Raw genomic sequence first — 14,260 nt, forward strand, 5'->3', positions numbered from 1 at the left:
AGGTTAAAGCTTTACTTTCTATTGACGGCTTCCCGGATTGGTTTCATGATCCTTTTTCTTTTTTCAAAAGTGGCAATCTCTCCAACGCCCAGCTCAAGGAGATGCTTCGTATTCATGTCAACATAGTTGCCGATGTCGTCCGGGAAATGCGAATCGGAGGATGTTGTAATGGCGACGCCCATGTTTGCCAGGATTTCAAGGAATTTCGGGCTTGGGCACATTTCCTTCACCGGGTACCTGTAATAAAGGCCCGCGTTAATTTCGGTCGCCGTATCAGTTTCAAGCAAGGCCCTGCCAATCCGCTCATAATGCCGCAGCAGCACACTTTCATCTGGCCGGTAATTGAAAACCTTCAAATTATCAAGGTGCGCGACAAAGTTGAACAGTCCGCTGCGGATTGCTTTTTCAACGACAGCGAAAAAGTTGCTGTATAGCTCCTCGAGGTCGTAGTTTGCGAATAAATGCTGTGTTTCCGGATTGTCAAAGCCCCAGCCATTGAAGAAATGGACTGAACCAATCACATAATCCCATTCAAAACGGGAAAGCAGCCCGGCTAACTCTTCCTCACCGCCTGGGAAATAATCGGCTTCAATGCCAAGCCTGAGTGTGATTCCCTCAGCGGCCCAGCGCTCTTTCGCCCCTGAAATCGTCCGGACAAAATCCTCCATCGATTCGGTCATCACCTGGTTCAGCCACGTACGCTGCAGATTTCCAAGCTCGGTATCGCAAATGTCCATATGCTGTTCAAAATAGGCCCTCGTTTCATGGAACCGGTATAAATGGTCAACGATCCCAACCTCGCTCAGACCCTTCCGTTTTGCTTCCTGCAAGTACAGGTCAAGCCAGGCCGGATCGTACGAGCCTTTTTGAAGCCGGTCCGCCAGCCGGTCCAAGCTCTTTTTCAACCACTCGAGTGAATGCCTTTGCTCGGTCAGCGGGGCAAAATAGTCCAGGGCGATATTGGTCCGGTTCAGCCAATTCAGTGAATACGGACCTTCTTCCAAATGCAAATGATAATCTACCTTTTTCAATGTTGTTCCTCCAGTCAGCTACAATCCTAGGAATAAGAATTCTTCCAGCATGCTATTACGGGCACCGCAGTTTTGCTCTGCCAGAAAACAAGTTTATCCGCCTGATGGCCCGCATTTCGGTGGGGCCGTTAGGGATGGGAAACGATCAATTCGCAGTTTCCTGTGATTTCAAATTCGCCAAACCCGGCAGGAAGGATGAAATGGTTTCCTTTTTTCAGAGGATAGTTACGTCCATTTTTCAAAAGTGCGCCGTCCCCCTCAATCACACTTGCCAAATGGTACTTTCCATTCAGGGAGAAGGGGGCTGTGCCTGAGACATCCCATTTATAGATCGTGAAAAAGTCACATTCTACAAACATCGTAATCTTGTATACTCCATTTTCCTCTATCCTGGGTGCCACCGTTGTATCCTCATGAGGCACCCTGGTTACGTGGATTGCTTTATCGAGATGCAATTCACGTAAATTCCCCGCCTCATCTCTGCGGCCATAATCATAGACACGGTACGTTGTGTCCGAACTTTGCTGTGTCTCCAGGACAAGCGTGCCTTCACAAAGGGCATGGATGGTCCCGCTCGGTACGTAGAAGAAGTCACCCGGCTTTATTTTCACCCGGCGAAGCAGGTTATCCCATGTTCCTTCCTGAATATGGCTCACCAGCTCTTCCTTTGTCCGCGCATTATGGCCGAAAATCATTTCTGCGCCTTCCTTGCAGTCGATTATGTACCAGCATTCCGTCTTTCCCAGCTCGCCATTCTCATTTGCTTTCGCATATGTATCGTCCGGATGCACCTGGACGGATAAATCCATATTGGCATCAAGGATCTTCGTTAATAACGGAAAAACCTCTCCCTCCGGATTCCCAAAAAGCTCCGGACGCTCCCGCCAAAGCAAATCGAGCGCCATCCCTTTGTACAAACCATTTTCAACTGCCGAAGCTCCGTTCGGATGGGCGGAAATCGCCCAGCACTCCCCGACCTGGCCCCCGTCAATCTCATATCCGAATTGCTCCTTAAGGGCGGTTCCTCCCCAAATTCTCTCCTTAAAAACCGGTTTTAAAAACAATGGCTCCAACCCGCCAACCTCCCACCAACAAAAAATAGTATAATAGTCAGAATAGTGGCACAAAAGAGAGCGCATAAGCCCGAAGAATTAGACAATTATTGAAAAAAACTGCCTGAATTCAGGCCATCCCCCCCTATCGCCGATCAAGCACCTCGTATTCGGACATGTAAACCAGTATCAAGCAACTATAATTCGGACGTGCTGACCAGTGTCAGGCACCTATAATTCAGACGGACAAACGAAATTATCGTACCGGTATAAACAGAATGCCCGACCGAATTTCATACGTGCTCCACGTTGACCTTTTCAAGCAAGCCATCCACCAATTCCGGCTGGATGCAGCCTGTTTTTTCTTCCAACGCATTTGCCGTTCCACATGCGGTGGCAAGCGCAACGCATTCCCCAATGGACTTGCCGTAAATGAGCCCTGCAGCAAAACCGGCGACGAAGGCATCGCCAGAGCCAACCGAACTGACGGCTTCAATTTTGGGAGGTGAAACCTTCAATCTCTCCCCGTTATGGAGAACAAACGACCCTTTCCCGCCATTTGAGACAATGACGACTTGAATCCCGTTTTCAGCGATTTGTTCCATGGCCGCCCAGACGTCCTCATCCCGAGCACACTCTCGGCCAATCAGCTTCTCCAGTTCCTCCATGTTCGGCTTGACTAGAAACGGTGCATACGGAAGGCAGTGTACGAGCGCTTTGCCGCTAGTATCGAGCAAGACCCTTTTCCCACGCTTTCGGGCCTCCTCTATGATCCATTGATACATCTCGGGCGAAGTCCCTTTTGGCAAAGACCCGCTGATTGAGACGACTTCACTCCTTTCAAGCAGCGGACCGACCTCTTTTTTAAAAAGAAATTGCTCTTCCTCTGATATAAGCGGGCCCTCTTCAAGGATTTCCGTCTGGTTTTTCAAACGATCCATAAACGCCAGGCATTGCCTCGTTTCACCCTCAATCTCGATAAACTCATCCTTGATCCCGGCTTTCCGAAGCTCAGCCCGGATAAAATCACCGTTTCTTCCACCGACAAATCCGGTTGCTGTTACATCTATGCCGAGCTGCTTCAAAACTCTAGCCACATTCAAACCTTTGCCCCCAGCCGTTCTGACTGGATTGGCTGTCCGGGTAATTGCGCCAATTGTCAGCGCTTCCAGCCGGTAATACGTATCAACCGATGCATTCAGCGTGATTGTCAAAACGCTATGCCTTGCCATTGCTGCCACAAATCACTATTTTTTCGCAAACGACCTTTTCCATCGCCTTTTTCCCAGGCGCCATATAATTCCGAGGATCATTCGCCTCCGGATGCCGGATAAAATACTCCTTAACCGCATTGGAAAAAGGAATCTTCAGGTCAGTCGCAATGTTGACCTTGCAAATGCCAAGCCCGATCGCCCGCTTCACCATATCCTCGGGAATATCGGATGCCCCATGGAGGACAAGCGGGATATTGACGAGGGAGCGAATCTCTTCAAGCCGTTCAAAGTCAATCTTCGGTTCCCCTTTATAAAGGCCATGTGCCGTACCAATCGCAACCGCAAGGGAATCGACGCCGGTCAGCTCAACAAATTCCTTTGCCTGTTCCGGGTTGGTGAATTTCGCATCCTTTTCATCGACAACAAGATCATCCTCAACACCACCGAGGCGACCCAATTCAGCTTCGACAGAAACTCCATGCTGATGGGCATAGTCGACAACCTCCCGGACAATTCTTACATTCTCCTCAAACGAATGGTGGGAGGCATCGATCATGGCTGATTTGAAGCCAATCCCTATGTATGTCTTGATTTCTTCAAGGCTTTCAAAATGGTCGAGATGGAGAGCAATCGGAATGTCATACTTTTTGGCGGCCGTGTCAGCAAGCGCAACGAGGTAGTCGCCTCCAGCATACGTGATTGTACTCGGCGTACCTGCCAGGATGACTGGCGATTTCATTCGTGCCGCTGTTTCTATGACAACCTGAAATGTTTCAAGATTATGAATATTGAAGGCAGGGATTGCATACTTTCCTTCCTGCGCTTTACGGAACATATCGGCTGTGCTGACAATGCTATTGCAGACCTTTATGGTGCTGGCCATTTGTTTATTCCTCCGGTGTGTTCAATTTTAAAAAAATTGCTTGTTCATTTTGGTTCCGGGTATTTCTCCTCGCAAAAGAGCTTATTCTCCACTGTATTCAAACTCGTGGATTGTTACGCCCTTGACAACCCGGTTCACCATTCCCGAGGGACTTGGATTATCCGGCGTGACGCCAAGGCGGAGCGAGCTGAATAGGGCGAAAAGCTGGCCATAGAGGACATAATTGAGAGCAAGAAGCTCATCTTCAAGCAGAATGCCATCATGAGTAGGAACAATTAGTGCCCATTCACAATTCGCGAGCAGCTCCACATCCGGACTATTGGCAATGGCGACAATCGTTTTGGAGCCGCCGTCATTCTTCAACTCTTTTAAAAAATCAATCTCGTATTTCCGGGTGTAAGCGTCATTTGAAATGAACATGAAAATAAGCGTATCATCATCGACAATCGACTTTGGCCCGTGCCTGAACCCAAGGACGGACTCGTGAAACGTCGGAATTCTACCCGCCGAAAGCTCTAGATTCTTCAGGCTAGTTTCCTGCGCCAGACCCTTCAATGCCGAGGAACCGAGATAAACGACCTTTTTCTTACCCAGTTCGGCAAGCTCAAGAACCGATGCCTGCCTCTCTTTCAAAATCTGCTCCGCATTTTCCGCGGCCAAAAGGACTTTTTTCCGATAGCCCTCCAGGTCATCAAGCTTAAAAAGGAGCAGCGTAGCGAGGTACATACAGCTGAACGAGCTCGTCATCGCAAAACCTTTGTCGTTCGACTCCTCCGGCATTAACAGGAGCAGGCAGTCAGGATCCTTTTCCGCTTCCTTGGCAAGCTGCCCATCCTTATTGCAGGTGATGATGACCTGGGTAAGATTCTTAATCAATTTTTTCGAAAGATGGTAAGTTCCGAGCGACTCCGGGCTGTTCCCGCTCCTGGCGTAGGAAACGAGCACTGTCGGGGCATCAGGCTTCAGGTAGTTCAACGGATTGCTGACAATATCCGTCGTGGCGATTGAATCGACCTGGTTGGATAGCTGCCTCCTCAACCAGGGGGCAACCGTGTCACCTACGTATGCTGAAGTTCCCGCCCCTGTGAAAACAATCCTGGCACCCTGTACATGCACTTTGTGCTGAAGAAAATTCTGCAGTTCGGCTTTTCGTTCTGTAAATTGATTCAGTGTTTCCCGCCATAGCCTCGGCTGCTGAGCGATTTCACTCGCTGTTAACGTTCCTCCACTGGTTTCTTCCAGTTTTATTTTTTCTTCAATTGCCATATCGTTCACTCCTAATCATTATCATTGTATGTAATGATGTAATGACGTAATTACCAGTTAGTCCGCACCTAGACTTATTTTTCTAGGCGCACGTGATATTTGAATCGGTCTCCCCTGGCAATCGTGTTCGAGTACTCAATGATCCTATTATTACTATACGTATAACGTTCGATTCTCAATGAGGGCATAGTTGCAGGCATGTTGAGAAGCTTTGCTTCTTCCTCAAAGGGCATGACAGGAGCAAAATATTCATCCGCCATATCACTTACAACGTTGTACTTTTCATTAAAAATATCATATAGGGCAGTGCTCTCCAGCTCTTCCTTCGTCAAGCCCGGGAAAAGATTTTGTGGAACATATGTCTCCTCAAGCATCATCGGCGTATCATTCGCAATCCGCAGCCGGGTAAATTTATAGACGATGGAATCAGCCGGAATGTTCATTTTCCTGCTTATATTGGAATCGACTCCAGTGACCTCGAAAGATAATACTTTTGAAACAGGCCTCTTTCCAAGTTTCTTCATATCCTCTGTAAAAGAATAGAATTTTACAAGATCCTGCTTCACCCTTTTTGGCGCAACGAACGTCCCCTTTCCATGAACCTTATAAATCAGCCCTTCCCGCTCCATTTCATTGATTGCCTGGCGGACCGTCGTTCGGGAAACTTCATATTTATCACATATTTCACGTTCAGATGGAAGCTGCTCATCCTCACCCAGCCGGTTCTCGATCTCATCAATCAAAATATCCATCAACTGAAGATATAGCGGCATCCTGCTTCCTTTATCAATCTTTTTCATCGCTTTCCCCCATAACTGGTGGTAATGTGGTCATTACCACTTTAAAACTTTTCAGTTTGTTTGTAAAGTGGTCTTATGTGTGTCTTCATTCGGGATATGAGGTGCCAGACACATCCCTTACCTCCTAGCCTCCCTGCCCCACCTCAGTAAAAATTATCCCCGCCTACCAATCTATGCTATGATATCCAAGAGCACATCGATAGGAGGCAACTATGAAAAAACGTATAGTCACACTTGCTTTGTCGTCAGCACTGCTTTTTGGCATCACCGCACCACACCAAGCTTCCGCTAAGGTAATGTGGAACGGGAGCGAGCTGAAAAAAGGGCAAATCGGCCTTGTTACAATTGTCAAAGAAACGAACTTGCTGACAGAAACCGACGGAAAAATCACCGTAGTCCGAGTATTGAAACCGGGCGAAATGTACCGGATCTACTCCTTCGCACCAGGCAGGCTGAATGTTGGAGCCGGCTTGTTCGTCCACCGCGACAATAAAATCAACTACCAAACCCCTTCAAAAGAAAAGCTCCAAGCACTCGGAGTTCAAATCGACCAACACAAATACCAGGGAATCCTTGAATATCCACAAGTGGCAAAGCTAATCAGCAAAACCGCACAGGACAAAATCAACGAAACCCTTCAAAAACACATTCGCCACTCGTACCGGGGGTATCTGGAGCTGGAAAAACAGGAACAAGCAGACCGCCAAATATACCTGAAACAACACGGCAAACCAGTCACCGCCTTTGAAAACGACCAATACAGCTATGAACATCGCACCTTTTATGAAATAAGACACAACGAAAACAACCTATTAAGCATTCTCATGTACGAATACCAATACACAGGCGGCGCCCATGGCATGATTGTTGTAAAGAGCTACAACTTTAACACATTAACAGGCGACCAAATCTACCTGCAACAGGCCGCTGGAAGCAAAACTGCACTCTCCAAAATCAGCAAGCACGCTTTAAGCGAATTGAACAAACGAGAGTACAGCTTTAAACCCATCAGCTTAAATCTCAGCAACAACACTCCCTTTTACTTCACTCCAAACGGCATCGTACTGAAATTCCAGGAATACGAAGTCGCCCCGTATGCCGCCGGTTTGCCGGAAGTAAACGTACCATCCAAAATTTATAAATAACACGTCAAAATCCCCCGGCCTTTCGGGGGATTTTTCCAAATCAATTATAACCCCCTCTCCCACCCCTGCTCAAAAAAGAAACACTAGATCCGTCCCCTGCTTCACTTAAATTGATGATTTTTTAAAAATATTTATTACCCCAATAGAATAAATGTCCAAGCCTTTCATGTTAAGCTGCATTTCCTAATAACAAGAGAGGTGGTGAAAAGGATGTATGACGGAAGTTTTGCACAGCATGCCTATAGTCTTATAGGACAAGATGTAGAAGTAACTACAACGGCAGGCACTTTTAGAGGTACCCTTGTATCTGCCGGCAGTGATTCTCTTGTATTGGAAACACGATTTAGAGGACGAATAATTCGAAGGATAATCCGGTTTGCTTTGATTGTCTCGCTTTTCAGATTATTCACTGGAGGAGTATTTTAACTTCGCCTAGCCAAACGGTCTTTGAAGGACAAAATTTCATCTCCCGCCCTAAAACAACACCACAGTTTACTGTCAAAATTCTTTTTAGAACCAACAAAAAGCCGCCCGCGAAAACGGACGGCTTTCTCAAACTCATATTCTATACAAATCACCATGATCGCCAGCTAAACTGCTCACCAACTCAAAATCGATCAAGCCAGTTGCCAATATCGTTCTGTCCTGCAACCAAACACTTCCTCAACAACTCAAATGAACTACAAGTGCCACCCTTTTATACCTCCATCTTTTACGCCCCTGCCGCTCCACTACCTCAGTCCTCTTCCTCCTCTTCCTCCTCATCATCCTTCACCCGATACACCCCTTTTTCCTCAACAATCGTCAACCCCGGCTTCTGCTCAAGGCAAAAACTGAGCGGCTGCTGCGCATTCCGGGTAACCAGCTCCCTCAGTCGCCGCGCCTTGTCCATTTTCCCAATAAACAAACTCTCCTTAATCTCCAAATCAATCTGATGCCCAAAACTCGTAAAAACCCGAGTCCCATTTTTAGCCAACCGGTCCGTCCCCTGAATATGCATCAACGACAGCCAAAAACAATCCGGCCGATCATAAGCCTTCGTCGGCAACATGAAAATCCCAAGCGGCGCATTAATCGTAAGCGGCAGCATTTTGCAGCCCTTCCCAAGCAACTGCTTCGACCCCGAAACCGCACCATCCCTGCAAAACCCCAAACTCTTCAACGTAGCATCAATAATCACCCGCGGCGGCTGCCCCACCACCAACTGCTTCTCACCATCCAACACATACGCCCCTTTATCCCCGTCCCCATAAAACCCACCGCGAAGCCCAACTGTATTCACATTAATCATATACCTCGACCAAATAACCACTGGAATCCCCCAATTCGGTTGCATTTTTTTCCAAAAGGGGTATACTAACTAATAGTTGGCATACCCAACTGCACAACACCTCGGGACCGTCTGCCACGACACACTCCCGGGGTTTTGTTCTATCTACTGACGCCATAAACACCACCTCCAAAACATTTTTCCAAAAAAGCAAAAAGACATCAAAAAAACCAACGAAATGCCCTACTGTCCAAAATGGAAAAGGAACGATTTGCCGTTTCATGATGTCTACTATGGTTAGTCGGAACCAGACCTGCTGTCAGTGGATCGGAGTATTCCCGGTTCCATCGAATCAAAGTCAAAGATGCAATCGGCCTCAGCCAGGAGAGTTATCGCGCCTTCACGGAACAGAAGAACAAGCGCAACGCACCCCTCCTTCCCCCCATAGTATGAACCAAATCTTTTGACAAGTAAATCCCATTTCTTCCTTATTCTTCTTAATTTCAACTCCCCTAAAAAAGCCCCAATCCCCCAAATAGCAACCAACTATTGCCAATAATCCATTATATCTGTATACTATTATCACCATTCACCAAAAAAGCCCATTCCACAATAAATTAAGACACCCCTATACGCCCAAATCACCCACAACCCCGTTAAAAAGTACAAACAATAATTTTTATAGAACAAATCACAAATTTTTACAAATTCATGGCAATTTCACAAAAATTTCACTCTGCACATTTTTTTGTTGAAAAAAGGGCCCACTCACCGCTTCACCACAGCAATCTCCCTGGCCACGTACGCCCAATTTTGCGGAGCGGAGAGGCCGACCTGCCAATACGTTGCCCCCGCCAAATTGTACTCGTCAATCAATTCGTATTTTTTCACATAGCTCCGAATGTCCTCAAACCAAACAATATGCTCCTCCGTCCCACTCCGGTACACATACCATGGGGACTGTGCCGCCGCATCAAATAAAATTGACCGACCCAGCGAAATCGCCTGATTCTGCGCCGCCAGCACCGACAATCCCCTGGTAGCATTCGTCGGCGCCACCTTGTCGTAACCATACAGCGGCATCGCCATCACCAGCTTACGCGGACTCACCAGCCGAACCGCATACGCCACCACCCGCTCCACCCAATCAATCGGAGAAACCGCATCAGGCGGGCCGCCCGGATACCCATAATCAATCGTCATTACTGCCATCAAATCGGCAACATCCCCAATTGCCGCATAATCATACGCCCCGACAATCCGATTCGCCGGCAAATCCTCCGTCTTCGCATGCACATTCACATGCAAAAGAAGCCAGCCCAATCGCTTCTTCAACTCCCGCAAGAACAGGGAAAAATCATTCCGCCTCGCCGGAGGGATGAACTCCAGATCAAGGCTCACGCCTCCAAACCCGCGGCTCGACGCCAGATTCACAATACTCGCCACCAAATTTTCCCTAAACGCTGAATTTCCAAGCACACTCCCCGCCAGCTCCGCACTGAAACCACTCGACGTCATATTCCGAATCATCAACAACGGCACAATCCTTTCCTGCTTGCACTTCGCGACAATCGCCGAATCATCCCTCTCGGCAAAAGCATACCCCTGGGCCGTAATCGAATAATTCACAACCGCTACATACGTCAACTGCCCAGCCAGCTGGTCGATTATCCCCAAATCCGCCGCACCCCCGGACGGCACCAGGAAACCAACCGTCCGGATCGCCAACTTAACCGGGGAAGGCACAACAAGAACCTGGCCAATCCGAAGCCGATTCACATCAAGCCCCGGATTCGCCCCCGCAATCGCCGAAACCGTCGTCCCAAAAAACCGCGCGATTTTCCAAAGAACATCCCCAGCCCGAACCCGATAAACCCGCGCCCCCATACCCCCATCCGGAATATAAAGCGCCAGCCCCGGCACAATCACCGACGCAGACGCCAGCCCATTCACCGCCACAATCGACTCAACCGAAACACCGTACTTCCTCGCAATCCGCCACAAAACCTCCCCAGCCCCAACAACATGCACCCCCAACCCCTCACCTCCCTCACACCATCATATGAACAAACCCGCCAGAACCAACCCCACTTTTCGAAAAATCGGCCCATACCACAAGCCCCGCCCCAACCATCCAGCCATTAACTACACCCTGGCCACCTTCCACCCCTCAAAAAACCGCGGCCGCTTCCCCCCCACATAAACAGCGACCGCCCACCCTCAGTGAGTTTGGTGTCTAAAGACGCTTGATGTTTGGACAGGTAAGTGAATTTACAAGGCGGGGCTGTCCAAGGCTACGCTCAATTCGCCCAAATTCACATAGTAAATCACAGGGTTTGAAATAATGATTGGATGCTGTGTGATTTAGTGAGAGAAAAATGAACCAAACAATAAATTATTGGATATATATGTTAAAATATTTTGTGGATATGAAGGAGTTTGTGAAAAGATGCACTCATGTGAACGGACAGGTTAGCGGATTTGGACTTAGAGACGGACTCTTTCAGAATAGTAACGAGATAATAGGAGGTTGGTAATGATACTACTTATAATGGCAAGTAGATTTATTTGCGAAATAGTAGCTCTCATCATTTTCGGTACCTGGGGGTTTCAGCAAGGGAAAATGATTGGAGCGATTGGAATTCCCTTAGTGGTAGCGATCACTTGGGCTATGTTGGGCTCTCCAAATGCACCTTATAAGCTTGAAGGCTTTTACGGTTTTACTTTAGAGCTAATCCTGTTTTCAGCAGCAAGCTATATCCTATATAGTCTCGGACATACGCATTTAGCTTTAATATATGGCATCATAGCTTTTGGAATATCGATACTTATTTATTTTATGAATATATAGTAAAAGTGGCCTTTTAAACGATATTTAGGTAGGTGAGATTATATGTCAACATCCAGTAGAATCTTCTTCTTAACTATAATTGCAAGTGTATTTCTATTTTTCATATTTAATTCCATATTTAAAGGTGGGGGCAATCCAGCAGAGGAAGCCGTTTACACGATTGGAACAGTAATTATTCTTCTACTATCGTTTTTAATTTCACAAATGTATTATTTAATAACTTTAATTCAGAAGAAAGCGTGATAGCTTTTATCAAACGGGCGCGTAGTCCAGGAAGGATTTTCGCCCTTTTTTATTGAATCCTTTATTAAATAAACGTGGCAGGAATATTGAAGAAGGATTCGGTAGCAGTGCTTATAAACCATTTTAAATTTCAACTGCAAAAAGGAGACTATATAAGGTGAACTCGAAAAAAAGTGGAAAAATAAGCCTGAGCAAACTTAATGCTTTACTAATCCTATCTGCTATCCTGATTTTTCATACTGTTTGGCATTATCAAGACATTAGAGTATGGTTTCATTCAGTAACTTCAGCAGGTGAAAAATATAAAAGTCTTCAACAGATAAGTGATGATTTAAATGTAGTGTATGAAGGCAGATATAAAATACAAACAGTTGAAGAATTTACTCTCAATCAAGACTACTTAAATACATTACTTTTAGAAGATAAAAGGATCTTGCTACCTTATTCCCAAACAGGGGAGAATAAATTAATTCAGATTACTTTTACTGATACTAATTGGGTAAATGACATTAATTCCAGATCTAAAGAAGTCGTAACACGTGAAGCAGTTAGCATGCTGTATTTTTTAAGCCAAAGAGAATTGATGAACAATATTGTGGTGGTGGAATTTGTCTATAAACCGAACTTTGGACCTTTCACTTTGGTAGGGATAGAAAATATAATTATTCCAATAGATGAGTTTGAAAAAGAACTGTATAAAAATAAAGGAAATTCAATTGAGGAAACTTTAACGAAAATAATTTTGCATTATTACTGATTTTTTTTAATGAGTACCATGTTGAATAACGAGCAGGATTCCAGTAATTAACCTGATTTCCGAACAAATGCACTTAAACATACGGGCAGGTTCGTTAACAAAGGATTACTGGGCAATCCTGTTTTTTTATTGAGCTAACGTGGCTGTTTGGTAATAGAAGGAATAAATCAATAAATGAAGAATAAATGGATTTACTTTGAAAGGGTGAAATTTATGAGTAATTTGTACAGTAAGACAAAATGTTCTATTCATTTAAAAAGAAAATCACAATTTGCTAATAAGCTAAGAAAGTTCAAAATATATTTAAACAATAAATATGTAGGTGTCATTAGGGATGAAGAAGAAATAATTTTACCAGTTGAACAAGGAAAGAATCAGAATTATTTAAAGGTCGATTGGAATAAAAGCGAGATATACGAATTTGACATAAATGCAGGGGAAATTATTCATCTACTATGTGGGTCTCCATTTAAAGGAATGAAACTACTAATTCCAATTATACCTTTGTTCCTAGATAAACAATTGTTCATTAAACAAGTATCGTCATCTTAAATTAATCTCCGTGAAATAGGGAGAACACTTCTTCTATTATGTGAAGAATTACACTTAAAGTAACGAGGGCTTTGATCCGAGAAGGATTAAGGCACCTTTTGTTGAATTCCTTATTTTGAACAACGTGGCAAATTAGCCTTACAAGAAACGAGAACTTTTACATATTGGGGTGGTTAAATGAAGTTAGTTGGAAAATCGCCGCATTTCACAATTCAAAAATTCGAACTGGGAACAGAAGAAACAGCAAAGTTTATATACAATTTCCTTGAAAATGGCGACCTCATTTTGTTCCCTTATTTTGAAGTGAATTTAAAATGGGAAGAAGAAGAATGGAAGTCATTTATTATAAACAGAACTGTATTTAAAAGTGACTACTGGTCATTTGGTGGTTCATACCATAATAATGTTTCCTGGATTAATCCAAGCAATCCGCAAGAATTAATAAGGATAATAAAAAAGGAAGGATTCAATTTTATTCTTTATGTGATCTCATCTTTTGACAAGGATATTGAAAATCATAAATTTGAGATTCGTGTGGCAGAACACACTGTTGACGACGAAAACATTGAGAACGAGGAATTTGTGGCAATGTTCATTAATGAAAACAATGAAGGAAACTTCGAGGAAAAAGTATTGCCTTCATTGAGAAAAAATTATACGTTGTAGGATAAAGGCAAGGTTACTAACAGGGGTATTAATCCAGGAAGGATAAAAGCCCTTTTTTATTGAAGTTTTTATTGTACAAACGGTGCAGGGAGGTTTGTTTAATAAACACTTATTACAAAAGGAGGTTAATTTTTGATTTATTTAGAAAAAGAACACGTTTTAAGATTAAAGGAATTAGGGTTTAAACCTCCATACGATAATGGAGAAACATATGCTTATCAATTTTATAACTATCGAGGGGAAGAATGGTCTATCGGTGGAAAAATTACTGGTGAAGAAACAATCCTTGCACCCCAAGAAGTTTATAGAGATGGTATTAGACTATTTAATATAGAAGAAATATTCGATTGGATACACTTTGAGGGACTTGGAATGAGACTACATAAAAACATCAATTCAGGGTATAAATTCATCATATTCGATGAAGATGGAAAAGAATATAAAGGAAATGGCGGCGACCTTCATCACGCTGTATTTAATTCCACAGAAAAATACTTAATAACAAAAAATTTACAAAATAAATAATATAA

Annotated in this window: 14 protein-coding genes; 6 read left to right on the plus strand and 8 right to left on the minus strand. The window is 44.6% G+C overall.

Translation table 11 applies throughout. From position 1 onward, the window contains the following. Nucleotides 1-11: 11 nt before the first annotated feature. From ADU24_RS16965 to ADU24_RS16990, 6 genes are all read right to left on the minus strand, one after another. Entirely contained in the window at nucleotides 12-1,031 is a 1,020-nt protein-coding gene (locus ADU24_RS16965) for a histidinol phosphate phosphatase domain-containing protein (protein WP_053367731.1), read from the minus strand. A 128-nt stretch (nucleotides 1,032-1,159) separates the two neighbouring features. Further along, nucleotides 1,160-2,104: a mannose-6-phosphate isomerase, class I gene (gene manA / locus ADU24_RS16970; RefSeq protein ID WP_053367732.1), complete on the minus strand. Its 945-nt coding sequence runs from the start codon at nucleotides 2,102-2,104 to the stop codon at nucleotides 1,160-1,162. 272 nt (nucleotides 2,105-2,376) lie between these two features. Then, the gene (gene pfkB, locus ADU24_RS16975) at nucleotides 2,377-3,315 is read right to left on the minus strand and encodes a 1-phosphofructokinase (protein ID WP_053367733.1); all 939 of its coding nucleotides are present in this window, start codon (nucleotides 3,313-3,315) and stop codon (nucleotides 2,377-2,379) included. Further along, complete coding sequence (locus tag ADU24_RS16980) at nucleotides 3,302-4,180, minus strand: tagatose bisphosphate family class II aldolase (protein WP_053367734.1); 879 nt, start codon at nucleotides 4,178-4,180, stop codon at nucleotides 3,302-3,304. The genes pfkB and ADU24_RS16980 overlap by 14 nt, the downstream gene beginning before the upstream one ends. Nucleotides 4,181-4,261: 81 nt before the next feature. After that, complete coding sequence (locus tag ADU24_RS16985; protein WP_053367735.1) at nucleotides 4,262-5,446, minus strand: SIS domain-containing protein; 1,185 nt, start codon at nucleotides 5,444-5,446, stop codon at nucleotides 4,262-4,264. Between the two features lie 74 nt (nucleotides 5,447-5,520). Beyond that, a complete protein-coding gene (locus ADU24_RS16990) occupies nucleotides 5,521-6,246 on the minus strand; it encodes a GntR family transcriptional regulator (protein WP_053367736.1) in 726 nt (241 codons plus the stop codon). A gap of 212 nt (nucleotides 6,247-6,458) precedes the next feature. On the opposite strand from ADU24_RS16990, the gene ADU24_RS16995 reads away from it, so the two are divergent. Further along, on the plus strand, nucleotides 6,459-7,391 hold the full coding sequence (locus tag ADU24_RS16995; protein WP_053367737.1) for a DUF3298 and DUF4163 domain-containing protein: 933 nt from the start codon (nucleotides 6,459-6,461) through the stop codon (nucleotides 7,389-7,391). A gap of 736 nt (nucleotides 7,392-8,127) precedes the next feature. Here ADU24_RS16995 and ADU24_RS17005 read toward each other — a convergent pair. Both ADU24_RS17005 and ADU24_RS17015 read right to left on the minus strand, forming a co-directional pair. Then, nucleotides 8,128-8,703 (minus strand): competence protein ComK, encoded by a 576-nt coding sequence (locus tag ADU24_RS17005; RefSeq protein WP_197277522.1) that lies wholly within the window; start codon nucleotides 8,701-8,703, stop codon nucleotides 8,128-8,130. A gap of 726 nt (nucleotides 8,704-9,429) precedes the next feature. Then, nucleotides 9,430-10,692: a LysM peptidoglycan-binding domain-containing protein gene (locus tag ADU24_RS17015; protein WP_331457066.1), complete on the minus strand. Its 1,263-nt coding sequence runs from the start codon at nucleotides 10,690-10,692 to the stop codon at nucleotides 9,430-9,432. Between the two features lie 505 nt (nucleotides 10,693-11,197). On the opposite strand from ADU24_RS17015, the gene ADU24_RS17020 reads away from it, so the two are divergent. The 5 genes from ADU24_RS17020 (at nucleotide 11,198) to ADU24_RS17045 (ending at nucleotide 14,255) form a co-directional block, all read left to right on the plus strand. Continuing rightward, nucleotides 11,198-11,512: a YrdB family protein gene (locus tag ADU24_RS17020; protein WP_053367742.1), complete on the plus strand. Its 315-nt coding sequence runs from the start codon at nucleotides 11,198-11,200 to the stop codon at nucleotides 11,510-11,512. Nucleotides 11,513-11,912: 400 nt separating this feature from the next. Beyond that, entirely contained in the window at nucleotides 11,913-12,512 is a 600-nt protein-coding gene (locus ADU24_RS17030) for a hypothetical protein (protein WP_053367744.1), read from the plus strand. 174 nt (nucleotides 12,513-12,686) lie between these two features. Then, a complete protein-coding gene (locus ADU24_RS17035) occupies nucleotides 12,687-13,064 on the plus strand; it encodes a hypothetical protein (protein ID WP_053367745.1) in 378 nt (125 codons plus the stop codon). A 177-nt stretch (nucleotides 13,065-13,241) separates the two neighbouring features. Beyond that, the gene (locus ADU24_RS17040) at nucleotides 13,242-13,730 is read left to right on the plus strand and encodes a hypothetical protein (RefSeq protein ID WP_053367746.1); all 489 of its coding nucleotides are present in this window, start codon (nucleotides 13,242-13,244) and stop codon (nucleotides 13,728-13,730) included. A 132-nt stretch (nucleotides 13,731-13,862) separates the two neighbouring features. Next, the gene (locus ADU24_RS17045; protein WP_053367747.1) at nucleotides 13,863-14,255 is read left to right on the plus strand and encodes a hypothetical protein; all 393 of its coding nucleotides are present in this window, start codon (nucleotides 13,863-13,865) and stop codon (nucleotides 14,253-14,255) included. The last annotated feature ends 5 nt before the right edge of the window (nucleotides 14,256-14,260 follow it).

The organism is Bacillus sp. FJAT-27245 (assembly GCF_001273955.1).
Classification (GTDB): domain Bacteria; phylum Bacillota; class Bacilli; order Bacillales; family Cytobacillaceae; genus Bacillus_D.